This window comes from Streptomyces sp. PSU-S4-23, assembly GCF_055632315.1.
In genome coordinates this window covers 1,589,513-1,612,653 of the sequence record NZ_JBVMUU010000002.1, presented here as the reverse complement: position 1 = coordinate 1,612,653, position 23,141 = coordinate 1,589,513, and the positions used below count along the sequence as shown (strand labels likewise).

The following is a 23,141-nucleotide window of genomic DNA, read 5'->3' as shown; positions in this document are numbered from 1 at the left end:
AGTCAATCATCCCATGATTCTATGATGTTCCGCATGGTGCGCGAGAAGACAGGGACGACGGCGTCCACACCGATACGCTCCGCCGGTCCGCCGACCGGCACAGGGGTGTCCGGCACTGTGGTGTCCGGCACCGGAGCCTCCGGCACGCGCGCGTGGACCATGCGGCTGCTGGTCGCCGGCATCGTCCTCACCGGACTCAACCTGCGGCCCGCGGTCACCAGCCTCGGCGCCCTCCTCGAAGAGGTGCGCGACGGTCTCGGTATGAGCGGCAGCGTCGCGGGACTGCTCACCTCCGTCCCCCCGCTGTGCTTCGCCGTCTTCGGCGTCACCGCGTCGCGGCTCGCCCGCCGCTTCGGGCCGGCCGCCGTGGTGTGCGGGGGAATGGCCGCGGTCACCGCCGGCCTGGTGATCCGCCCCTACACCGGCACCACCGCCGGCTTCCTCGCCGCCAGCGCGCTCGCCCTCATGGGCATCGCCGTCGGAAACGTCCTGATGCCGGTGATCGTCAAACGCTGGTTCCCCGACCGGGTGGGGCCCATGACGGGGCTGTACTCGATGGCGCTCGCCCTGGGCACGGCCGGCGCGGCCGCGGTCACCGTGCCCGTGACCGACGCACTGGGCGGCGGCTGGCGGCCCGGGCTCGCCGTGTGGTCGGTGCTGGCGGCGGCGGCCGTGCTGCCGTGGATTCCGTTCGCACGCGCGCGTGACGCAGCCTTCACCGGGAGCACCCCCACCGCGGCAGCCGACCACGACGCGCCCGGCGGGCCGCCGATCACCCGGAGCCGTACCGCGTGGGCGCTGGCCGTCTTCTTCGGCCTCCAGGCCACCGCCGCGTACATCACGATGGGCTGGATGCCGCAGATCTTCCGTGACGCGGGGGTCCCCGCCGGCACGGCCGGCGTGCTCCTGGCGGTCACGATGGTGATGGGCGTCCCCCTGGCCTTCGTCATCCCGCGGCTGGCCGCGCGGCTGCCGCACCAAGGGCCGATCGTGGTCGCCCTCGGCGCGTGCGGTCTCGCGGGGTACGCGGGACTGTACGTGTCCCCGGCCGGCGGCGCCTGGGCATGGGCCCTGCTCCTCGGCGTCTCCAACTGCGCCTTCCCGCTGGCCCTCACCATGGTGGGGCTGCGGGCCCGGACGAGTGCGGGCGTGGCCCGGCTGTCCGCGTTCGCGCAGAGCACCGGGTATCTGCTGTCGATCCCCGGGCCGCTGCTGGTCGGCGTCCTCTACCAGCACAGCGGCGGCTGGGGCATGCCGCTCGCCCTCATGACGGGGCTGATGATCCCGCAGATCGCGGTGGGCGTCGTCGCCGGCCGCGACCGGACCGTGGAGGACGAGACGGCCCCCCGAACGGACGGCGGCCCCACCGGACACGACCGACCCCACCCGTGCCCGGGCGGGGCCCGGGTGCGAGACTGAGCGCATGCCCGTGCTCGACCCGAACCCCCAGAACGGCCAGAAGAAGATGCTGCTCGTCTTCGGCACGTTCCTCGCCATCTTCGTCCTCATCGCCGTCATCGCGACCATCGCCGCACCGTGACGGACGAGCCGCACCGTGACGGACGACCGCCCCGACGCCCCGGGGTGGGGCTGACCCCACCCTTGCCCCCCGGCTGACCCCACCGTCCCCTAGGGGGTGAGGGTCAGGGTCAAGTGGGTGGATCACCGGATGGGTTGAGGGCTGCGGAGTCCGTACCTTCGAGGTGTGGCCGCGAGGCGCGGACCACCGACCGTCGAAGACCACGGAGGCAGTCATGTCGGCCCGTACGCACACCCGGCCCCACCCGGCGACCACGGGCGGCGTCGGCATCCGGCTGCCCTGGTGGGTCCTCGCCCTGCCGACCCTGGCCTTCGTCGTCCTGCTGGCGCTGATACTCAACCCGGCGGACGCGAGCGCCGGCGGCGACCCGGCACTCAGCCACCTCGTCGAGTGGATCCAGCAGGCGGTGACCCACCACGGGGCCTGACGCCCCGACCTGCGGCTCCCCGTGACGCCGTCCCGGGACCCACGCCGTCTCACCCCGGCGGGCGTGGCCGGGGCCGGGGTGAGCCGCCGGTGCGCGGGTGCGCCCCCGGCGCCGTCAACTCTCTGCGCCCGTTGGCCTGTCTCATGCGAAGCTGGGACGCATGAGCTCCGCAGAACCCCGCAGGATTGTCCTCTTCCGGCATGCGAAGGCCGACTGGCCGCAGGTGGCCGACCACGAGCGTCCGCTCGCCGACCGGGGCCGTATGGACGCCGCCGTCGCCGGACGCAAGCTGGCCGACACCGGCATCCCCTTCGACCTTGCCCTGTGCTCCACCGCGACCCGCACCCGTGAGACCTGGAAGCTCGCGGTCCAGGAGCTTCCACAGCGGCCGAAAACCGTCTACGAGGAGCGGCTCTACGAGGCCTCGCCCGGCGAGCTGATCGCCGTGGTCAACGAAACCGCCGACGACGTGCGGAACGTGCTCCTCATCGGCCACAACCCGAGCGTCCAGGGCCTCGCCGAGATCCTGGCGGGCGCCGCCGATGGCGACGCCCGCGAGCGCATGAGCCGGCGCGGGTTCCCGGCCGCCGCCTTCGCCGTCCTCTCCTTCGACGGCTCCTGGAAGTCGCTGGAGCCCGGCGTGGCCACCCTGCTCGACTACTGGGCGCCGAGCGAGTAACCCCCGACGCAACGACACCGGCCCGGCACCCCTTGGGGCCGGGCCGGTGCCACACATGTGGACTGCTCAGTGCGGGTCGTCGTGCATGTCCGCCGCCTCGACCTCTTCCCGGGTGACGCCGAGCAGGTAGAGGACGGTGTCGAGGAAGGGGAAGTTCACCGCGGTGTGCGCGGCCTCGCGGACGACGGGCTTGGCGTTGAACGCGACGCCCAGACCGGCCGCGTTCAGCATGTCGAGGTCGTTGGCGCCGTCACCGATCGCCACGGTCTGAGCCAGCGGCACGCCCGCCTCGGCTGCGAACCGGCGCAGCAGCCTCGCCTTGCCCGCCCGGTCGACGATCTCGCCGACGACCTTGCCGGTCAGCTTCCCGTCGACGATCTCCAGGGTGTTGGCCTGGGCGAAGTCGAGGCCGAGCCGTTCCTTCAGATCATCCGTGACCTGCGTGAATCCGCCGGAGACCACGCCGACCTGGAAGCCGAGCCGCTTCAGCGTACGGATCAGGGTGCGGGCCCCCGGAGTGAGCCGGACCTCGGCGCGGACCTTGTCCACCACCGACGCGTCGAGCCCCTTGAGGAGCGCCACACGCGCGTGCAGCGACTGCTCGAAGTCCAGCTCCCCGCGCATGGCGGCCGCCGTCACCTCGGCGACCTCCGCCTCGCAGCCGGCGTGCGCGGCGAACAGTTCGATCACCTCGTCCTGGATCAGCGTCGAGTCCACGTCCATGACGACCAGGCGCTGGGCGCGGCGGTGCAGCCCGGCGGCGACGACGGCGACGTCGACACCGAGTGCCGCGGCGTCGGTGACCAGGGCGGTGCGCAGCGGTCCGGTCTCCACGCCGGACACCGCGAACTCGACCGCCGTCACGGGATACTTCGCGAGCCGGAAGATACGGTCGATGTTGCCGCCGACCGCGGCGATGCGGGCGGCGATCTCGGCTGTCGACTTGGCGGTGAGCGGGTGGCCGAGGACGGTGACGAGGGAGCGGCCCACGCCCCTGGGACGGTTGTCGCCGATGCCGGAGATGATCTCTGCCTGCATCTTCCTGGACTCGGCCCAGTTGTGGACCGTGACCCGCAGATCGCCTTCGAGCCCGGACGGCGGCACGGTGACGAGGGCGCACAGCACCAGGCGGCCCCGGGTGACGACCTGCTCGATGTCGACCACGTCGACGTTGTAGGCGGCCAGCGTGTCGAACAGGCCGGCGGTCAGGCCGGGCCGGTCCTTGCCGAAGATCTTGACGAGGAGAGTGGGGGCGTCGGGGGTCTGCGAAGCGCTCATGGTGCTTCCACCGTATCCGGCACCCCGTGCCTTCGGCGTGCCAGGTCCGTCCAGCGGACAGCGAACAGTGGATGACGGGCGGATGGCGTACGCCTTGACCGACGGCGACGACACGGGGCGCGCCCCGGTGCGGCCGGCGGGCCCCGTCCCGTCAGCCGCCCCGCGGCCGTCGTGGTGGTGCGGCCGGGGGAGGGGGAGGCGGTGGGGGCGGCCCGTCGTCCGGGGACGACGGCCCGTGGCGCCGCCCCGGTGGCCTGCCCGGCGGCTGGAGGGGACGTACCACCGTGGGGGCGCCGTACATGTCACCGGGAGGGGGCGGCGCGCCCGGCGGCGCGCCCGCCTCGGGGGGCGCCGCAGCGGGTTCCGTACGACCATCCGGTCCGGGACCCCGTCCGGGACCGTCCGGCGAAGGCCGTGCGCCGCCCTCCTCGCGAGCCGTCCCGGCCCGTCCGCCTCCGGCGCGTCCGTCTTCGGGCCGTTCGCCTCCGGCCCGTCCGTCTTCGGGCCGTTCGCCTCCGGCCCGTCCGTCTCCGGGTCGTCCGGCTTCGGGCCATTCGCCTCCGGGTCGTCCGTTTCCGGGCCGTCCGTCTCCGGGTCGTCCGGCTTCGGGCCATTCGCCTCCGGGTCGTCCGTTTCCGGGTCGTCCGTTTCCGGGCCGTCCGTCTTCGGCCCGTCCCCTTTCAGCCCGTCCCCCTTCGGCCCATGCGCCTGCCGACCGCGCCCCGGCTGGTCCGCCACGCGGCCGTCCGCCGTCCTGGCGTCCGGACGGCGGCGCGCCGCCCGCCCGCGCGCCGCCGGCCGGTGCCGTTCCCGGCCGTGCGTCCTCGGGCTCGCCGAGCCCCTCCGGCAGCCGCAGGTACGGGTTGGTGTCGGGGTTCGGCGGGCGGTACGGCCTGCCCGGTGTGTAGGGACCTGCCCCCTCCGCTCCCGCCGGGGAGGCGACCGGTCCCGCCTGCGGCGGCCCCACGGCACTCCGTGCCGGCGCCGCCGTCCGGCTTCCCGCCGCCCCGGTCGCGTACGCGAGCAGGGCCCCGGCCGCCCCGGCCCCCGCGCCCCAGGCCGCACCCAGCAGCAGCGCCATGCCGAGGTGCCCGTGCAACTCGATTCCCGCACCGAACGCGTCGAAGCCGAACACGGACAGCGAGGCGTCCACCGACACGTCCGTCAGCCAGGCCAGCAGCGGCAGTGCCGACGCCGTCACGATGCCGAGCCGCAGGGCGCAGTGCCCTGCGAAGCGGAGGGGACCGGGCTCCCGTACGGCAGCGGGCACTGGACCCGGTACGGCAGCGGCATCCCCGGCTCGTACGACAGGCGTACGCACCGCGGTCAGGACACCCGCCAGGAGCATCATGAGCGCCGCGGCGGCCGCCAGCAGCCACACCCTGCCGTCCAGCGCGGCCAGGCGGCCCACGGTGACGGGCTGGTGCGTGCCCACGCCCAGCAGCCGGTCCAGCGGGCCGGGCAGCAGTTTCGCCAGCTCACCCGTGGCGCTGCCGTCCCACGGCACGAACAGGCCGATCGGGACGCCCAGCCACACCCCGTTGGGCGCGCCGAGCAGCGCCGCCCCCGTGATCCGCGCCGGACGGTCGTCGCCGACCGCCGCGTACGCCGCGGCCGCGAGGCCGGCCACCACCGCCACCATCAGCACGGTCAGCAGTGCGGACGCGGCCGGGCGCACCACACGGTGCACCGCCTCCCAGCCGCGCGGCAGGGGAGTGCGCCGCGACGCGAGGAGCGCGATCAGCAGCACTCCGGCCGCCCACGCGGCGCCCCCGAGCAGCGTGGGCATCGTGTCGACGGTGAAGCCGACCGCGGCCTTCGCGCGGACGAGGTCACCCAGCCGGCCCGGCAGCAGCCCGCCGATGTCCCCCAGCCCCGGAATGGTCAGGCCGCCGTCGCCGCCCGCCCCCGGGAGCCCGTCGAGCCCCAGTGAGCGCCCGTCGATGGTAATGATGTCGTGGCCGGCCCAGGCGAGACCGCCCAGCACCGCCACGAACAGCACGACCACCGCGCCCGCGCGCGCGAGGAGTTCGGCGGGGGAGACCGCAACTCCCGCTGCCCGCAAGGACCGCAGGAAGAACCAGCAGAGCAGCAGCGCACCCACCAGACTCACACCCAAAGGCGTGATCTCCACGGCCGTCGTCGCCTGCGCGCCTTTCAGCCCGAACGCGGACACGTCCCCGGACGGCGTGACCGACCCGTTCGCCCCCAGCGCCACCACCGCCGCGGTCATCGGCCCCAGGGAGCCCGCCGCGTCCGCCCGGAGCAGATGCAGTCCGAGCGCCGCCGTCCCCGCCATCCCGATCAACGCCCAGCTCACGGAGGCGATCGCGGACAGCAGCACATCCGTCCACGGCAGCCTCCCGCCGTCTTTCCCGGCCCCGATGCCCATCGTCAGCCCCCGATCCGCGCCGCGGCAATCCACCGCGGATGTCCCCCTCGCGGAGGATTACCACTCTCCGGGCCGGTTTCACCCCCGTCAACGGGACGTGTGCCGGGGACCGTACGCGGTCTTCACAGGGCCCGACTTTCGGTCAGAGTGCTGAGCCTGAAATAGTTCCCCACGATGTTCGACATCCCTAGACTCCCTGTGATGGGGGTAACTCGGGGGACAACTCAGTGGGGCATGGAGTGCCTGAACTCGTACTGGAATTGAACGGACGCACCTGGACGCTCGACGCGTCCAGGACCTACACCCTCGGACGCGATCCGCAGGGGGACATCGTGCTCGACGACGCCAGGGTCTCCTGGCGTCACGCCACGATCAGCTGGAACGGCCGTAGTTGGGTCGTCGAGGACCACGGCAGCACCAACGGCACGTTCGTGCAGGGACAGCGGATCCATCAGCTGGAGATCGGCCCCGGCTCGGCCGTTCACCTCGGCAACGCGACCGACGGGCCGCGCCTGAACCTCTCCGGGGCCGCGGCCGCCGTCGCCACCCCGCAGGCACAGCCGCAGCAGCAGCCGTACGCGGCCCAGGGCGCAGGCGCCGGCTGGGCCCAGCAGGCACCTCAGCCGCAGGCTCCCCAGCAGGGCTGGCAGCAGCCGCAGCAGGGCGCCGCGCAGATTCCGCAGCAGCAGGGCCCCGGTGGTGGCGCGGGGGCGCCGCCGGTCTACGGCGACCGCAGCCCGACCACGTTCCACCAGTTCTCGCTCGGTCATGTGATGCGCATCGGCCGTGCGCTGGAGAACGAACTGGTCGTCTCCGACCTCCAGGTCTCCCGCCACCACGCCGAGTTCCACGCCACACCCGACGGCCGTTTCGAGATCCGCGACCTCGGCTCGCACAACGGCACGTTCGTCAACGGCATGCCGATCGGCAAGGGCGGCTCGGCGCTGCTCGGCCCGAACGACATCGTCGGCGTCGGCCACTCGACGTTCCGTCTGGTCGGCGACCGCCTCGAGGAGTTCGTCGACACCGGTGAGGTTTCCTTCTCCGCCCGCCACCTCACCGTCACCGTCGACGGCGGCAAGCAGATCCTCAAGGACGTCTCCTTCGGCGTTCCGGAGAAGTCGCTCATCGCGGTCATCGGCCCGTCCGGCTCCGGCAAGTCGACGCTGCTGAAGGCGCTCACCGGTTACCGCCCGGCCAACCAGGGCGATGTCCTCTACGACAACCGCAACCTCTACAAGCAGTTCGCCGAGCTGCGCCAGCGCATCGGCCTCGTTCCGCAGGACGACATCCTGCACAAGGAGCTGACGGTCAAGAAGGCCCTCAAGTACGCGGCCAAGCTCCGCTTCCCCGCCGACACCACGGCCGCCGAGCGCGAGGCCCGCATCGACGAGGTGCTGCGCGAGCTGAAGCTCGACGTCCACAAGGACAAGAAGGTCACCTCCCTGTCCGGCGGCCAGCGCAAGCGCGTCTCGGTGGCCCTGGAGCTGCTCACCAAGCCGTCGCTGATCTTCCTGGACGAGCCGACCTCCGGACTCGACCCGGGCATGGACCGCGACGTCATGCAGCTGCTGCGCGGCCTCGCCGACGACGGCCGCACGGTCCTGGTCGTCACCCACTCCGTGGCCGAACTGGCGCTGTGCGACAAACTCCTCGTGATGGCGCCCGGCGGTTCCGTCGCCTACTTCGGCCCGCCGGAGGAGGCGCTGAACTTCTTCGGCTACGAAACCTGGGCCGACGTCTTCTCCGCCTTCGAGAACTACCGCGACTACGACTGGGCGGGCCGCTGGAAGGGCTCGCAGCACTACCAGATGTACGCCGCGGACATCGACGCCGTCGCCCCGCAGTCGGTCCACATGCCGCCGCCGCAGGCCATCAGGCCGCCCAAGCCGCAGGGCTGGATGTCGCAGCTCGGCACGCTGGTCCGGCGGTACGTCGCGGTCATCGCCTCCGACAAGGGCTTCCTCGCGCTGACGGTGATCCTGCCCGCGGTGCTCGGCGCGGTGAGCCTGCTCATCGACCACAAGAGGGGCCTGCTGGTCAACCCGATCAACCCCAAGACCGGCATCCCCGTCCCGAACGGCACCGCCACCACGGTCCTGCTGATCCTCGCGGTCGGAGCGTGCTTCGCGGGCGCCGCCAACTCCGTCCGTGAACTGATCAAGGAACGGGTCATCTACGAGCGGGAACGCGCCACGGGCCTGTCCCGCTCCGCGTACCTGATGTCGAAGGTGATCGTCCTCGGCGTCGTCACCGTGCTGCAGGGCCTCATGGTCGGCGTGATCGGCCTCTCCAGCCGCGAGATCCCCGAGCAGGGCCTCGTCCTCGGCAACGCCACGCTGTTCGAGCTGTGCCTGCCGATCATGGCGCTGGGCTTCACCTCGATGATGTTCGGCCTGGTGATCTCCGCCCTGGTGAAGACCGCCGAGAAGACCATGCCCCTGCTGGTCATGTTCGCGATCATCCAGGTCGTCTTCACCGGCTGCCTCTTCACCCTGCACGGCACGGTCGGCGTGAACGAGGTCTCGTACCTGATGCCGTCCCGCTGGGCCGTGGCCGCCGCCGGTACGACGCTGGACTTCAACAACATCGCCCCGAACACGGACGACCCGACCAGCACGGACCCGCTGTGGGACCACCAGGCGTCGGCCTGGGGCATGGACATGGCCGCCCTGATCGCCCTCGGGGTGATCTGCGGCTTCCTCGTGGCCCGCTTCCTGCGCCGCCACGAGCCCGAGGTCATGCGGAAGTAACCTCTCCCGTTCGACCCCGAAGGGCGGCACCCCTCAGCGGGTGCCGCCCTTCGGCGTGTCCGGTCCCGGCCCCGTGTGCGGGTCAGTACGCGCTGTTGACGTTGTCGATCGAGCCGTACCGGTGGGCCGCGTAGTTGGCGGCGGCGGCGATGTTCGCGACCGGGTCGTAGATGTTCCGGGAGGTGCCGGCCACGTGGTACGCGTCGAAGGTCGGCTGGATGACCTGGAGGAGGCCCTTGGACGGGATGCCGTTGGCGGCGTTCACGTCCCAGTTGTTGATCGCCATCGGGTTGCCGGACGACTCCCGCATGATGTTGCGGTGCAGGCCGCTGTACGAGCCCGGGATCCCCTTCTGCCGCATGACGTCCAGGGCGTGGCGGATCCAGCCGTCGAGGTTGTGGCCGTAGGCCCTGGGCGCGGCCGGCCGTATCCGCGCGCGCTGCGCGGACCGGCTCGCCGCCTGCTGCGCCGTGCGCTGCCGTGCGGCCTGCTGCCGGGCCTTCTGCACGGCCGCCGTCTTCGCCCTGAGCGCGGCCTGCCGGCCGGCGACGGCGTCCGCGGCGGCCTTCTTCCGCGCCGCTATGGCCTCGGCCTTGAGGCCGGGGCCCGCCAGCTGGTCGGTGACGCTGACCTTGAGGTCCTTGACCGGCCCGTCGCCGAGCAGCACCGGGGCCGACGCGAGCGCGGCCTCGTTCGCGGGGGTCTGCGCCTCGCTCGGCACCGCGGTGAGCGCGAGGGTGGCGACACCGAGGGCGGCCACGCCGGCGGCGGACAGCTTCTGGGTCGCGGTCAGCGCACGACAGCGAGCACGGATACCGGTGTTCTGGGGCATGAATGCTGGACCTCTTCGACTGGCGCGGAGGTCGCTCTGGTGCCGGTGGACAGGGTGTTTCCGGCACGAGCGCCGCGGTCAGAGGCCGCGGCGCCGAGCGACGGCAGCCATTCTTAGCGCCCGCAAAATCGCCTGGCAAAGGTGTGACCTACGACCCGCGATCGTGGTCAAAGGAACGGCAAAATGGGGCAGACCGGCCAGTCTTTCCCGTTCACGGGGGTCCTCCCTGTCTCCTATGGGTCTTCGTACGTGATCTGGCTCCTATGCGCGGCCTCACATCGGGAGAGTGCCTTTCTCGCGGATCGTTGCGAGAGCAATGCGCTGTGTGATGTCACTTCCCGGGCAGCAGGAGATGGCTGTCGCCGAACTCGTGCCACAGGTAGCGCCCGGCCAGCGCCTCCGCATAGCCCCGCTCGACCGCCGCCCGCCCCGCGATCGCCTCCAGCATCAGCAGATGCGACGCCTCCGGCTCGTGCAGTCCGGTCAGTAGCCCGTCGACCACCCGCACCCCGCGCTCGGGCGTCACCACCAGACCGGTCCAGCCCTCCCGCGCCCGTACGACACCGTCGGCGCCCACCGCCGACTCGACGGCCCGGACGGCCGTCGTCCCCACCGCGACGACCCTTCCGCCCTCGCGCCCCGTCCGCTCCGCCCTCACCGCATTGATGAGCCGAGCCGACACCTCCGGCACCACGAAGCGCTCCGGATACGGCGGCTCGTGCGCCTCCGCCGACGCCACACCGGCGTGCAGCGTGACCGGCGCGAACTGCACACCCCGGCTCACCAGCTCCGCCACCAGCCGCGAGGTGAAGGGCCGTGCCGCACTCGGCATCTCCGCGCTGCCCGCGCCGTCGGCGGACGGCAGGGCGAACACGGTCTGGTACGCGGACAGCGGCTGGTCCCGCTCCGTATAGGAGTACCGGATGGGGCGCCCGTGCCGGTCCAGCAGTCCCGTGACCTCCGCATCCGAAGGCCGCGCCCACCACAGCCGGGCGCTCCGCCGCGACAGGGGCTCCTCCAGGACGAGCCGGACGCCGTCCGGGAGCCGCACCTCCGCTCCCGCGGGCCCGCCCGCACGCGCGCGCGTGGTTCCCCGTCCGTCCGGATCGCGCAGCTCCACGGCCCACCGCCCGTCGTCCCCGCGCGTCGAGAAGTGCACCACCACGCGCGCGTGCCCGGCCCGTCCGTCCACCGCCGCCGCCAGCGTCGGCGATGTGTTGACGACGAGCAGATCCCCCGCCCGCAGCAGCCGCGGCAGGTCCCCGAACGCGTGGTGCGACACCTCGCCGCCGCGCGAGACCAGCAACCGCCCTGCGTCCCGGTCCAGGCCCGGCCCCCGCTGCTCCACCGGGACCCGCGCCGACAGCTCCTCCGGGACGCTCCCCCACTTCAGGACGCCGACCCCCGTCCTCGTCGTCATCGGCGCTCCAGCAGCGACGGCGCGCTGTAGCGTCCGCTCGCCGGCCGTTCGTCCAGCAGCCCGAGGAACGCGGGCACCACGCTCTCCGGTGCGGGCCGCGGAGCGTCGTCCACGGGTACGGCCGCCGCGTACAGGTCCGTGTCCATGTCCCCGGGATCCACCGCCCACACCCGCAGCCCGGGCTCCTCCACGGCCAGCACCGCCACCAGGTGGTCGAGCGCCGCCTTCGAGGCCCCGTAACCGCCCCAGGTCTCGTACGCCTCCGCCGCCGCGTCCGAGCTGACCGCGACGACCGTGCCCGCGCCCGAGGCCCGCAGCAGCGGCAGCGACTCCTGGACGAGGCCCAGCGCGGCCACCACGTTCACCTCCAGGGCGCGCCGCAGCCCCTCCAGGCCCTGCCCCTCCAGACGCACCAGCGGCTCGGCGCCCAGCGCGCTCGCGTTGTGCACCAGCAGGTCCAGCCCGCCCAGCTCCCGGGCCGCCGCCACCAGGTCCGCCCGGTGCCCGGCGTCCGTGACGTCACCCGGCAGGGCCGCCACGCGCGTGCCGTACGCGGACAGGGCCCCGGCCGTCTCGTCGAGGACCCGCGCGGTCCTGGCGTCCAGCACCAGGTCCCAGCCGCGTTCCGCCAGAGCCGCGCCGAGTGCCCGCCCCAGCCCCTTCGAAGCCCCTGTGATGATCGCAACCGGCATGAGTACCGTCCCTGTCCTCGTCCACGTCCGTCGTCCGCCGTTGATCGGCGGTGGCCTCAACGTAGGAACGGCGGCTCCCCGGCCGCCTCGGACGCGGGCCGCAAAGAACCGGGGCCCTTCGCCCTAGGCCCAGCGGCCGAGGCACGGCCGCCACGGGGCCGATACGCCTGTCGCACCGCGCCGGTACCGTGAGGTCATGAGCCATCGACCCCGGTCGGGCCTGTACGCGGTGAGTTCCGCGCTGCTGGCCATGAGCAGGCACCTCGAGGTGCGCGACGTCCTCAAGACGATCGTCGCCTCGGCCCGCGAGCTGCTCGACGCGGAGTACGCCGCGCTGGGCGTCCCCGACGACCACGGGGGCTTCGCGCAGTTCGTCGTGGACGGCGTCAGCGACGAGCAGTGGAAGTCCATCGGCCCGCTCCCGCGCCAGCACGGCATCCTGGCCGCGATGCTGCACGAGGCGAGGGCGGAGCGGCTCGCAGACGTCCGCAAGGACCCCCGCTTCGAGGGCTGGCCGAGCACCCACCCCGAGATGTCCGACTTCATCGGTCTGCCCGTGCGCGACGGCGAGGAGATCATCGCCGCGCTGTTCCTCGCCAACAAGAGGTGCCCGAAGGCGGAGGGCAGCTGCGGCTTCACCGAGGACGACGAGGAACTGCTCTCGATACTCGCCCAGCACGCCGCGATCGCCCTGACGAACGCCCGCCTGTACGAGCGCAGCCGCGAGCTGACCATCGCCGAGGAACGCTCACGGCTGGCCCACGAGCTGCACGACGCGGTCAGCCAGAAGCTCTTCTCCCTGCGGCTCACGGCCCAGGCGGCCGCCGCCCTGGTCGACCGCGACCCGGGCCGGGCCAAGGGTGAGTTGCAGCACGTGGCGGCGCTCGCCGCGGAGGCCACGGACGAACTGCGCGCGGCCGTCGTCGAGCTGCGGCCCGCGGCCCTCGACGAGGACGGACTGCTCGCCACCCTGCGCACCCAGGTCCAGGTGCTCGACCGCGCCCACAGCGCCCGGGTGACCCTCACCGGCCGAGGCGTCCGCGCACTGCCCGCCGCCCAGGAGGAGGCCCTGCTGCGCGTCGCTCAGGAGGCACTGCACAACGCCCTGCGGCACGCCGGCGCCGAGCGGGTCGACGTGCTGCTGGAGAAGCGCGGCCCGGGCGCCGTGCTGCGGGTCGCCGACGACGGCAGCGGGTTCGACCCCACGGCGGTCCGCCGCGCGGGACGCCACCTCGGCCTGGTCTCGATGCACGACCGGGCGAGCGGGGTCGGCGGCACACTGACCGTCGAATCGGCACCCGGGAAGGGCACCGTGATCGAGATGGAGGTCCCCGGTGGCTGACGCAATCAAGGTGCTGCTCGTCGACGACCACCAGGTCGTCCGCCGCGGACTGCGGACGTTCCTCGAAGTGCAGGACGACATCGAGGTCGTCGGTGAGGCGTCCGACGGCGCCGAAGGCGTCGCCCGCGCCCAGGAGCTGGCACCCGATGTCGTCCTCATGGACGTCAGGATGCCGGGCATGGACGGCATCGACGCGCTGCGCAGGCTGCGCGAACTCGACAACCCCGCGCGCGTGCTGATCGTCACCAGCTTCACCGAGCAGCGCACGGTGGTTCCCGCCCTGCGCGCGGGCGCCGCCGGTTACGTCTACAAGGACGTGGATCCCGACGCGCTCGCCGGAGCCATCCGTTCCGTGCACGCGGGGCACATCCTCCTGCAACCCGAGGTGGCGGGCGCGCTGTTGTCACAGGAGGAGGCCAACTCCGGCCAGGGCAGGGCCGGTTCGCTCACCGAGCGGGAACGTGAGGTGCTGGGCCTGATCGCGGACGGCCGCTCGAACCGCGAGATCGCCCGGGCACTGGTGCTGTCGGAGAAGACGGTCAAGACGCATGTCTCGAACATCCTGATGAAACTCGATCTGGCGGACCGCACCCAGGCGGCGCTCTGGGCCGTACGTCACGGGGTGAGCAACTGACCCGCCGATCCGCTGGACGCTACGGAAGGTTCCGCTCCGGACTGAGATTCATACCGTCGTGTGTATGTCCCCCGAACGGCGCATCCTCGGGGGAGCCGGGCCGTTCTCCAAGGCGTGCTGCGGCGCCTGCCGCAGTGATCGCAAGGAGAGGGCTCGAAGTGAAGAACCTGAAGAAGGCCGTAGCCGTCACGATGGTGGCCGGCGGCCTGGTCGCCGCCAGTGCCGGTCTCGCCTCCGCCACCGAGGGCGCGCACGCCGGCGGCCAGGCCGTCGGCTCCCCCGGCGTCGTCTCGGGCAACGTCATCCAGGCCCCGGTCCACATTCCCGTGAACGCGGTCGGCAACACCGTGAACGTGATCGGCCTCCTCAACCCGGCCTTCGGCAACCTGGGCCTCAACCACTGACGCCGTCGAGGGACCGCCCCTGATCCCTTCCGGCCTCCCGGCCCCGCCCGGGAGGCCGCCCGGCGCCACCGCCGGCCGATGCGGACTGACGGGCGACCGAGGACCGGGCCGTTCAGACCGCCCCGTGGAACCGGAAGGGGCGGCTCTCGGCACGGTGACCCCGACCCCGTCCGACGGCACGCCTCCGGCTCACCGGATCTCCCGCTGCTCCACCACGGAGTTGTACGCCGCGACCTGCGCCCGCCGGGCCGTCCGCTCCACCGGCCGCAGCGCCTCGGCCCGCGCCGCCATCTCGGAAGCGCTCACCGCGCCCCCGTGCCCGTTCTCGTACGCCACCGAGATCAGCAGGCCCACCCGCCTGGCGAGCTCCAGCACCCGGACCGCCCGCGGCGGATACCCCGGCGCCAGGACCTCCCGCCCCCGCGCCGCCCGCGCCCGGTACGCGTCGACCGCCGCCTCCGCCACCGGGCCCGACCCCGCCACGTCCAGCCGCGACAGCACCTCCGTCGCCTCGCGCAGCGCCTCCGCCAGCTCCCGCTCGGCCTCCCCGAGCGACGGCACATCGGCGGGCGGCGCCTCCCGTACCGGCAGACAGCGCCAGACCACCTCGACGTGCACATCTCCCTCCGGGCCCGCCTCGCGCACCTCCGGCACCAGCCCGAACGCGGCTCCGAAACACACCACGGCCTCCTCGGCGTCCAATGCGCGCGCATTGAACTCCGGCGGCCCGCTCAACCCCAGCGGATGCCCGGGCGCGGGCAGCGCGACCCGCAGTCCGCTCACCCCCAGCGTCCGCAGCCGCCCCAGCGCCAGGGTCAGGCCGACCGGCGCCGACTCGCCCGGCAGCCCCTCGACCCGGTGCACCGCATCCTCCCCGACGATGGCGGCGGCGGCGTCGTCCGGTGAAACAAGTCCGGCCAAAAGGGCATTTCCCCATGCGGCCAGCCGTCCTGAGCGTGGTTCCGAGAGCATGGCACCACCCTAAGGACCCGACCGATGGAATGGACCTCGCGATCGGTGGCGTAGATTTCATGAGGGGCTGCGCCCACCGGCGTGGCGGACCGCGCCCACGGGCGTACGCGAGAGCCGACACTGGCCACACTGCAAGGGGAGACAACACGCTCATGAGCGATGTTCTGGAGCTGGAGGACGTATCCGTGGTCCGCGAGGGCCGCGCTCTGGTGGACCAGGTCTCCTGGTCGGTGAAGGAGGGCGAGCGCTGGGTCATCCTCGGCCCCAACGGCGCCGGCAAGACGACCCTCCTGAACGTCGCCTCCAGCTACCTCTTCCCCAGCAAGGGCACCGCCACCATCCTCGGCGAGACCCTCGGCAGGCCCGGCACCGACGTCTTCGAGCTGCGCCCCCGCATCGGCATCGCCGGCATCGCCCTGGCCGAGAAGCTCCCCAAGCGCCAGACCGTCCTGCAGACCGTGCTGACCGCCGCGTACGGCATGACCGCGGGCTGGCAGGAGGAGTACGAGGAGGTCGACGAGCAGCGCGCCCGTGCCTTCCTCGACCGTCTCGGCATGAGCGACTACCTGGACCGCAAGTTCGGCACCCTCTCCGAGGGCGAGCGCAAGCGCACCCTGATCGCCCGCGCCCTGATGACCGACCCCGAGCTGCTGCTGCTCGACGAGCCCGCCGCCGGCCTGGACCTCGGCGGCCGCGAGGACCTCGTCCGCCGCCTCGGCCGCCTCGCCCGCGACCCGATCGCGCCCTCCATGATCATGGTCACGCACCACGTCGAGGAGATCGCCCCCGGCTTCACCCATGTCCTCATGCTCCGCCAGGGACAGGTGCTCGCCGCCGGCCCGCTGGAGCTGGAACTGACCTCACGCAACCTCTCCCACTGCTTCGGCCTCCCGCTCGTCGTCGAACAGGTCGGCGACCGCTGGACGGCGCACGGCCTGCCCCTGTCCTGACGCCCCCGGCGTCCCGTCAACAAACCGGGTAAGAAGGGCCGTTCGACCCCATCGGCGCCCTGTCCGGGACCGGACCCGCGGTCCTACCATGACCATGTGAACATCGACGCGTGGCTGTGGTGGCTGATCGGCGCGGCGGGACTCGGCATCGGGCTCGTGATCACCGCCATGCCGGAACTGGGCATGCTCGCGGTCGGCGCCGTCGCGGCCGCCGCGGTCGACGCCCTCGGCGGCGGCGCCGTCCTCCAGGTCGTGGTCTTCGCGGTCGTCTCGGTCGCACTCATCGCCGTGGTCCGGCCCATCGCGGCCCGGCACCGCTCCCAGCGACCCCAACTGGCCACAGGCATAGACGCGTTGAAAGGCAGACAGGCCGTCGTCCTTGAGCGCGTCGACGGCTCGGGCGGCCGGGTCAAACTCGCCGGGGAAGTGTGGTCGGCGCGCTCTCTCGACACCGGTCGCACCTATGAAGTGGGCGAGGAGGTCGACGTCGTGGACATCGAGGGAGCCACGGCGATCGTCATGTGACCTCGCAGGACGCAACTGAAGCGAACAGCCCACGGGGCAGACGACGGTCTGCCACACTCGACGAGCAAGATCTTCAACAACCATAAGATCTTCCACAGGCGCCGAGGCGGAGAAGGGTACGGGGACAACACGATGGAACCGATCATCATCGTCCTGATCATTCTGGTGGTGTTGGTCTTCATCGCCCTGATCAAGACGATCCAGGTCATTCCACAGGCGAGCGCGGCCATCGTCGAGCGCTTCGGCCGCTACACACGCACCCTGAACGCGGGCCTCAACATCGTGGTCCCGTTCATAGATTCCATCCGCAACCGCATCGACCTGCGCGAGCAGGTCGTGCCGTTCCCACCGCAGCCGGTGATCACCCAGGACAACCTGGTCGTCAACATCGACACCGTCATCTACTACCAGGTGACCGACGCCCGGGCAGCCACCTACGAGGTCGCCAGCTACATCCAGGCCATCGAACAGCTCACCGTGACCACACTCCGCAACATCATCGGCGGCATGGACCTGGAGCGCACCCTGACCTCCCGCGAGGAGATCAACGCGGCCCTGCGCGGTGTCCTTGACGAGGCCACCGGAAAGTGGGGCATCCGCGTCAACCGGGTCGAGCTCAAGGCGATCGAGCCGCCCACCTCCATCCAGGACTCGATGGAGAAGCAGATGCGTGCCGACCGTGACAAGCGCGCCGCGATCCTCACCGCCGAAGGTACCCGCCAGGCGGCCATCCTCACGGCCGAGGGCGAGAAGCAGTCCCAGATCCTGCGCGCCGAGGGTGAGGCGAAAGCCGCCGCCCTGCGCGCCGAGGGCGAGGCCCAGGCGATCCGCACGGTCTTCGAGTCCATCCACGCCGGCGATCCCGACCAGAAACTGCTGTCGTACCAGTACCTCCAGATGCTCCCGAAGATCGCCGAGGGCGACGCCAACAAGCTCTGGATCGTCCCCAGCGAGATCGGCGACGCCCTCAAGGGCCTCTCCGGCGCCATCGGCAACTTCGGCCCGATGACGGGAGGTCCGGCCACCGGCGGGCCCTCCGGCGCCTCGGGCAACGGCGGAACGGGCACGGGGGCCGACCGCCGCGAGAAGCCGTCGATCGACTGACACCACGGCGCCCGCACAAAGCCGGGGCCCGCCTCCCGACGGAGGCGGGCCCCGGCTTTGTGCTCAGGACCCAAGCAGGGGGCACCCCCATCGGCGCCCGTGACGCACCGGCCTTCCCGCGGAGCGCTCAGGCGGCCGACTGCGCCAGCCACTGAGGCAGCGCCTCGAAGTCGTCCTGCCCGAGCGCCAGCAGCATCGCGTCCGCGGGCGTCGGCTCGAACGGCTGCCGCAGCAGCGGCATCCCCGCCTGCTCCGGCGTACGGTTCGCCTTGCGGTGGTTGTCCTCCGCGCACGAGGCCACCGTGTTCAGCCAGCTGTCGGCACCACCCTGCGACCGCGGCACCACATGGTCCACGGTCGTCGCCCGCCGCCCGCAGTACGCGCACCTGTGCCGGTCCCGCACCAGGACACCCCGCCTCGACCACGGAGCTTGTCTTCGGAACGGCACCCGTACGTACCTGCAGAGCCTGATCACCCGGGGCGCGGGTATGTCCACATCGGCGCCCCGCATACGGAGTTCGGGGTGGGCCTGCTCGACGACGGCCTTGTCCTGCAGCACCAGAACGACGGCTCGGTTCAGAGTCACCGTCGACAGCGGCTCGAAGCTCGCGTTCAGAACAAGCGTGTCACGCATCCAGCCCACCTCCCGTGTGCACCTGCCCACCCCCCGGCGGGCTGGGATCAACTCTGTACGGGCACGCCGAGATGGACAACGCAATAAAAAAGATGCCCGCCTCTGATCAATTCCAAGACCAGAGGCGGGCAAACGTTCAGCGAACGCCAGTCTTCTTCCGCGTGCGTTCAGCTCGTGGCCGGGTTCTCGTACTCCCCGATGAGCTGGGCGCGCGCCAGCGTGTGGAACCGCAGGTTGAAGCCGACCACCGCGGGGGAGGCGTCCGAGTCCGGGCCGAGCCCCTCCTGGTCGACGGCGTACACCGTGAACACATAACGGTGCGGCCCGTCCCCGGGCGGCGGCGCGGCACCACCGAAGTCCTTCGTCCCGTAGTCGTTGCGCGCGTGGACCGCGCCCGCGGGCAGCCCCTCGAACTTCCCGCTGCCCGCACCCGCCGGCAGCTCGGTGACGGAGGCCGGGATGTCGAACAGCACCCAGTGCCAGAACCCGCTCCCGGTCGGGGCGTCGGGGTCGTAGCAGGTCACCGCGAAGCTCTTGGTCTCCGGCGGGAAGCCCTCCCAGCGCAGTTGCGGCGAGGTGTTCCCGGCCGAATGGACCTGAGCGTCCTTGAGCCTGGCCCCCGGCTCGACGTCCTCGCTCGTCACCGTGAACGCCGGCACGGACGGGTGGAAGTCGTGTGGCAGCGGCCGCCTCTTGAGCTCGGTCACCTCGGCACCTCCAAAGTCAGTGGATCAACCGATTCCAGTCGTTGCAGAGCCTAGAACCAGCTGCGCCTGCTGCCGACCTCCGACAGCCACTGGTGGAGGTACGCGGCCCAGTCCGTGCCCTGGAAGTCGTGCAGACCGACCTGGAAGCAACGGTAGGAGTCGCTTCCCTCGCTGAACAGACCCGGCTTCTTGTCCATCTCCAGCACCACGTCCATGGCGTGCTCATCCGCGACGAAGCTCAGCTCGACCTGGTTCAGGCCGCGGTACTGCGACGGCGGGAAGAACTCGATCTCCTGGTAGAACGGCAGCTTCTGCCGCGTCCCCCGGATGTGGCCGCGCTCCATGTCCGCGCTCTTGAAGCGGAAGCCCAGCTGGATGAACGCGTCCAGGATCGCCTTCTGGGCCGGCAGCGGATGCACGTTGACCGGATCCAGATCGCCGGAGTCGACGGCCCGTGCGATCTCCAGCTCCGTGGTCACCCCGATGTGCATCCCGCGCAGCGCCTGCCCGTCGATCATGGTGATCGGCGTCTCCCACGGGACCTCGAACCCGAACGGCACGGCATGCACCGCCCCCGCCTGGAGCTCGAAGGCACCACCGAGCCGCACCTTCGTGAACTCGATGTCCTGCTTGTACTCGGTGTCGTCGTGCCCCTCGACCTCGACCTTGGCCTGGAGGCCGACGTTCAGGCCCTCGATCGCCTGGTTCACGGACCCGCCCTGGATCCGCACCTCACCCTGGACGACGCCGCCCGGCACCACGTTGACCTCGGTCAGCACCGTCTCGACCGAAGCCCCGCCGGCTCCCAGGCTCGCGAGCAGCCGCTTGAACCCCATGAATCTTCCCTCCCAGGCAAACGCCTGTTCCGTCGTCCACCACGTGCGCGCGTTCTCTCACATGGCTCGTACGTGGATCCTCGATCCCTTGCTTGATCCCTTGATACGCGATCCGGCCCGGGGCCGGTTCCGCGCCTCACCCTTCCAAGGGGGAGGACCCTTGACCACCCCTTGGCGCGCACCCGTCTGGACTACGCTCGTACGACATGATCGCGACCCCCGACCGTACGCCCCTCCCCAGGGACTTCTTCGACCGGCCTGTACTGGAGGTCGCCCCCGACCTCCTGGGGCGCGTCCTGATCCGCACCACCTCGGACGGTCCGATCGAACTGCGCCTCACGGAGGTCGAGGCGTACGACGGCCCGAACGATCCCGGCTCCCACGCGTATCGCGGCCGCACGAACCGCAACGGCGTGATGTTCGGTCCGCCCGGCCATGTGTACGTCTACTTCACCTACGGCATGTGGTACTGCATGAACCTGGTGTGCGGCCCGGAGGGCAGGGCGAGCGCGGTGCTGCTCCGCGCCGGCGAGATCACCGAGGGAGCCGCCCTCGCCCGGAAACGTCGGCTCTCGGCCCGGAACGACAAGGAACTGGCCAAAGGTCCCGCCCGTCTGGCGACGGCCCTGGGCGTGGACCGCGCCCTCGACGGCACGGACGCCTGTGCCGCCGGCGAGACCCCCTTGCGCATCCTGTCCGGGGCATCGGTGCCCTCCCACCAGGTACGCAGCGGTCCGCGCACCGGTGTCTCGGGCGACGGCGGCGTCCACCCGTGGCGCTTCTGGGTTGCCAACGACCCCACGGTGAGCCCTTACCGGGCCCATGCACCCCGGCGCCGCCGAAGTTGACGCGCCTGCGGAGGATGCGTAATGTAGCCCGAGCCGCTTGAACCGGGTACGGCGTCCAGCCGGCAGCCGGAAGCGGCCAACCCACTACCTACGTCATCCCTCGCAGAGGGCGAAATCGGTATGCCTGCATGCCCGAATTCGAACTCGGCGAACTCGATTATGAGTTGCGACGGGAATCGGCTACCGTAGTGAATGTCGAAAGATCACGCGGCGGAAAGCCGAGGGGTCTGGACAAAACCCGCCGACCGGGAATCAGCTCCGAAAGGATCTGATAGAGTCGGAAACACCGAAGGGAAGCGCCCTGAGGAAAGCCGTGAGAGTGGTTCTCGTGGTGAGTACGAAGGAAGCGTCCGTTCCTTGAGAACTCAACAGCGTGCCAAAAGTCAACGCCAGATATGTTGATGCCCCGTCTGTCGGAGCTTTGTGTTCCGATGGTCGAGGTTCCTTTGAAACAACACAGCGAGGATGCTGTGAACCACTGGGTTATTCCTCTGGTGGTTCCGCTCTCGTGGTGTCGACCGGTGGTATTCATTTACCGGCCGGGTAAGCATTCACGGAGAGTTTGATCCTGGCTCAGGACGAACGCTGGCGGCGTGCTTAACACATGCAAGTCGAACGATGAAGCCCTTCGGGGTGGATTAGTGGCGAACGGGTGAGTAACACGTGGGCAATCTGCCCTGCACTCTGGGACAAGCCCTGGAAACGGGGTCTAATACCGGATACGACCCGGGGAGGCATCTCCTTGGGTGGAAAGCTCCGGCGGTGCAGGATGAGCCCGCGGCCTATCAGCTTGTTGGTGAGGTAACGGCTCACCAAGGCGACGACGGGTAGCCGGCCTGAGAGGGCGACCGGCCACACTGGGACTGAGACACGGCCCAGACTCCTACGGGAGGCAGCAGTGGGGAATATTGCACAATGGGCGCAAGCCTGATGCAGCGACGCCGCGTGAGGGATGACGGCCTTCGGGTTGTAAACCTCTTTCAGCAGGGAAGAAGCGCAAGTGACGGTACCTGCAGAAGAAGCGCCGGCTAACTACGTGCCAGCAGCCGCGGTAATACGTAGGGCGCAAGCGTTGTCCGGAATTATTGGGCGTAAAGAGCTCGTAGGCGGCTTGTCGCGTCGGTTGTGAAAGCCCGGGGCTTAACCCCGGGTCTGCAGTCGATACGGGCAGGCTAGAGTTCGGTAGGGGAGATCGGAATTCCTGGTGTAGCGGTGAAATGCGCAGATATCAGGAGGAACACCGGTGGCGAAGGCGGATCTCTGGGCCGATACTGACGCTGAGGAGCGAAAGCGTGGGGAGCGAACAGGATTAGATACCCTGGTAGTCCACGCCGTAAACGGTGGGCACTAGGTGTGGGCCACATTCCACGTGGTCCGTGCCGCAGCTAACGCATTAAGTGCCCCGCCTGGGGAGTACGGCCGCAAGGCTAAAACTCAAAGGAATTGACGGGGGCCCGCACAAGCGGCGGAGCATGTGGCTTAATTCGACGCAACGCGAAGAACCTTACCAAGGCTTGACATACACCGGAAACATCCAGAGATGGGTGCCCCCTTGTGGTCGGTGTACAGGTGGTGCATGGCTGTCGTCAGCTCGTGTCGTGAGATGTTGGGTTAAGTCCCGCAACGAGCGCAACCCTTGTCCCGTGTTGCCAGCAGGCCCTTGTGGTGCTGGGGACTCACGGGAGACCGCCGGGGTCAACTCGGAGGAAGGTGGGGACGACGTCAAGTCATCATGCCCCTTATGTCTTGGGCTGCACACGTGCTACAATGGCCGGTACAATGAGCTGCGATACCGCAAGGTGGAGCGAATCTCAAAAAGCCGGTCTCAGTTCGGATTGGGGTCTGCAACTCGACCCCATGAAGTCGGAGTCGCTAGTAATCGCAGATCAGCAGTGCTGCGGTGAATACGTTCCCGGGCCTTGTACACACCGCCCGTCACGTCACGAAAGTCGGTAACACCCGAAGCCGGTGGCCCAACCCCTTGTGGGAGGGAGCTGTCGAAGGTGGGACTGGCGATTGGGACGAAGTCGTAACAAGGTAGCCGTACCGGAAGGTGCGGCTGGATCACCTCCTTTCTAAGGAGCACTTCTAGGCTGCTTCGGCGGTCCAGAGGCCAGTACATCGGCGAGTGTCCGATGCTGGTTGCTCATGGGTGGAACGTTGACTACTCGG

Annotated in this window: 20 protein-coding genes, 1 rRNA gene and 1 pseudogene; 13 read left to right on the top strand and 9 right to left on the bottom strand. The window is 70.6% G+C overall.

Annotation, left to right across the window (positions count from 1 at the left end; translation table 11 throughout):
• Positions 1–21: 21 nt before the first annotated feature.
• From ACZ79I_RS08135 to ACZ79I_RS08120, 4 genes are all read left to right on the top strand, one after another.
• Entirely contained in the window at positions 22–1,419 is a 1,398-nt protein-coding gene (locus ACZ79I_RS08135; protein WP_471495550.1) for a CynX/NimT family MFS transporter, read from the top strand.
• Positions 1,420–1,423: 4 nt separating this feature from the next.
• The gene (locus ACZ79I_RS08130; RefSeq protein ID WP_381083096.1) at positions 1,424–1,540 is read left to right on the top strand and encodes an SGM_5486 family transporter-associated protein; all 117 of its coding nucleotides are present in this window, start codon (positions 1,424–1,426) and stop codon (positions 1,538–1,540) included.
• Between the two features lie 214 nt (positions 1,541–1,754).
• Entirely contained in the window at positions 1,755–1,967 is a 213-nt protein-coding gene (locus ACZ79I_RS08125) for a hypothetical protein (RefSeq protein ID WP_471495548.1), read from the top strand.
• Between the two features lie 160 nt (positions 1,968–2,127).
• Entirely contained in the window at positions 2,128–2,646 is a 519-nt protein-coding gene (locus ACZ79I_RS08120; protein ID WP_471495546.1) for a SixA phosphatase family protein, read from the top strand.
• 66 nt (positions 2,647–2,712) lie between these two features.
• Here the strand turns inward: ACZ79I_RS08120 and serB are convergent, their stop codons facing one another.
• Both serB and ACZ79I_RS08110 read right to left on the bottom strand, forming a co-directional pair.
• Positions 2,713–3,924, bottom strand: coding sequence for a phosphoserine phosphatase SerB (serB, locus tag ACZ79I_RS08115; protein ID WP_471495544.1), 1,212 nt, complete (start codon positions 3,922–3,924; stop codon positions 2,713–2,715).
• Positions 3,925–4,075: 151 nt separating this feature from the next.
• Positions 4,076–6,316 carry a streptophobe family protein gene (locus ACZ79I_RS08110; protein WP_471495542.1) on the bottom strand — a complete coding sequence of 747 codons (2,241 nt, stop codon included), beginning with the start codon at positions 6,314–6,316 and terminating at the stop codon, positions 4,076–4,078.
• Positions 6,317–6,555: 239 nt separating this feature from the next.
• Between ACZ79I_RS08110 and ACZ79I_RS08105 the strand changes: the two genes are divergently transcribed.
• Positions 6,556–9,069 (top strand): ABC transporter ATP-binding protein/permease, encoded by a 2,514-nt coding sequence (locus ACZ79I_RS08105; RefSeq protein ID WP_471495540.1) that lies wholly within the window; start codon positions 6,556–6,558, stop codon positions 9,067–9,069.
• Positions 9,070–9,151: 82 nt separating this feature from the next.
• Here ACZ79I_RS08105 and ACZ79I_RS08100 read toward each other — a convergent pair whose 3' ends face one another.
• The 3 genes from ACZ79I_RS08100 to ACZ79I_RS08090 form a co-directional block, all read right to left on the bottom strand.
• The gene (locus ACZ79I_RS08100) at positions 9,152–9,901 is read right to left on the bottom strand and encodes a transglycosylase SLT domain-containing protein (protein WP_471495538.1); all 750 of its coding nucleotides are present in this window, start codon (positions 9,899–9,901) and stop codon (positions 9,152–9,154) included.
• A gap of 331 nt (positions 9,902–10,232) precedes the next feature.
• On the bottom strand, positions 10,233–11,321 hold the full coding sequence (locus ACZ79I_RS08095) for an S-adenosylmethionine:tRNA ribosyltransferase-isomerase (protein WP_471495536.1): 1,089 nt from the start codon (positions 11,319–11,321) through the stop codon (positions 10,233–10,235).
• A complete protein-coding gene (locus tag ACZ79I_RS08090; RefSeq protein ID WP_471495534.1) occupies positions 11,318–12,013 on the bottom strand; it encodes an SDR family NAD(P)-dependent oxidoreductase in 696 nt (231 codons plus the stop codon). The genes ACZ79I_RS08095 and ACZ79I_RS08090 overlap by 4 nt, the downstream gene beginning before the upstream one ends.
• 196 nt (positions 12,014–12,209) lie before the next feature.
• Between ACZ79I_RS08090 and ACZ79I_RS08085 the strand changes: the two genes are divergently transcribed.
• The 3 genes from ACZ79I_RS08085 to ACZ79I_RS08075 all read left to right on the top strand — a co-directional run bounded on the left by ACZ79I_RS08085 (position 12,210) and on the right by ACZ79I_RS08075 (position 14,393).
• Positions 12,210–13,355 carry a GAF domain-containing sensor histidine kinase gene (locus ACZ79I_RS08085; protein WP_471495532.1) on the top strand — a complete coding sequence of 382 codons (1,146 nt, stop codon included), beginning with the start codon at positions 12,210–12,212 and terminating at the stop codon, positions 13,353–13,355.
• Positions 13,348–13,989 (top strand): response regulator, encoded by a 642-nt coding sequence (locus tag ACZ79I_RS08080; protein ID WP_471495530.1) that lies wholly within the window; start codon positions 13,348–13,350, stop codon positions 13,987–13,989. The genes ACZ79I_RS08085 and ACZ79I_RS08080 overlap by 8 nt, the downstream gene beginning before the upstream one ends.
• A 158-nt stretch (positions 13,990–14,147) precedes the next feature.
• Positions 14,148–14,393, top strand: coding sequence for a chaplin (locus tag ACZ79I_RS08075; RefSeq protein ID WP_471495529.1), 246 nt, complete (start codon positions 14,148–14,150; stop codon positions 14,391–14,393).
• A gap of 189 nt (positions 14,394–14,582) precedes the next feature.
• Here ACZ79I_RS08075 and ACZ79I_RS08070 read toward each other — a convergent pair whose 3' ends face one another.
• Positions 14,583–15,365, bottom strand: coding sequence for a hypothetical protein (locus ACZ79I_RS08070; RefSeq protein WP_471495527.1), 783 nt, complete (start codon positions 15,363–15,365; stop codon positions 14,583–14,585).
• On the opposite strand from ACZ79I_RS08070, the pseudogene ACZ79I_RS08065 reads away from it, so the two are divergent.
• The 3 genes and pseudogenes from ACZ79I_RS08065 to ACZ79I_RS08055 all read left to right on the top strand — a co-directional run.
• Positions 15,329–16,048: pseudogene (locus tag ACZ79I_RS08065) on the top strand (ABC transporter ATP-binding protein); the annotation flags it as partial. The gene ACZ79I_RS08070 and the pseudogene ACZ79I_RS08065 overlap by 37 nt on opposite strands.
• A 363-nt stretch (positions 16,049–16,411) precedes the next feature.
• The gene (locus tag ACZ79I_RS08060) at positions 16,412–16,840 is read left to right on the top strand and encodes an NfeD family protein (protein WP_471495525.1); all 429 of its coding nucleotides are present in this window, start codon (positions 16,412–16,414) and stop codon (positions 16,838–16,840) included.
• A 132-nt stretch (positions 16,841–16,972) separates the two neighbouring features.
• Complete coding sequence (locus tag ACZ79I_RS08055) at positions 16,973–17,944, top strand: SPFH domain-containing protein (RefSeq protein WP_471495523.1); 972 nt, start codon at positions 16,973–16,975, stop codon at positions 17,942–17,944.
• A gap of 127 nt (positions 17,945–18,071) precedes the next feature.
• Here ACZ79I_RS08055 and ACZ79I_RS08050 read toward each other — a convergent pair whose 3' ends face one another.
• The 3 genes from ACZ79I_RS08050 to ACZ79I_RS08040 form a co-directional block, all read right to left on the bottom strand.
• Positions 18,072–18,578: an HNH endonuclease gene (locus tag ACZ79I_RS08050; RefSeq protein ID WP_471495521.1), complete on the bottom strand. Its 507-nt coding sequence runs from the start codon at positions 18,576–18,578 to the stop codon at positions 18,072–18,074.
• 167 nt (positions 18,579–18,745) lie between these two features.
• Positions 18,746–19,285 (bottom strand): YbhB/YbcL family Raf kinase inhibitor-like protein, encoded by a 540-nt coding sequence (locus tag ACZ79I_RS08045; protein WP_471495519.1) that lies wholly within the window; start codon positions 19,283–19,285, stop codon positions 18,746–18,748.
• Positions 19,286–19,335: 50 nt separating this feature from the next.
• A complete protein-coding gene (locus ACZ79I_RS08040; RefSeq protein ID WP_471495517.1) occupies positions 19,336–20,121 on the bottom strand; it encodes a sporulation protein in 786 nt (261 codons plus the stop codon).
• A gap of 206 nt (positions 20,122–20,327) precedes the next feature.
• Between ACZ79I_RS08040 and ACZ79I_RS08035 the strand changes: the two genes are divergently transcribed.
• Together ACZ79I_RS08035 and ACZ79I_RS08030 are read left to right on the top strand one after the other, a co-directional pair.
• Complete coding sequence (locus ACZ79I_RS08035) at positions 20,328–20,969, top strand: DNA-3-methyladenine glycosylase (RefSeq protein WP_471495515.1); 642 nt, start codon at positions 20,328–20,330, stop codon at positions 20,967–20,969.
• Positions 20,970–21,519: 550 nt separating this feature from the next.
• A 16S ribosomal RNA gene (locus ACZ79I_RS08030) occupies positions 21,520–23,044 on the top strand.
• Positions 23,045–23,141: the final 97 nt, after the last annotated feature.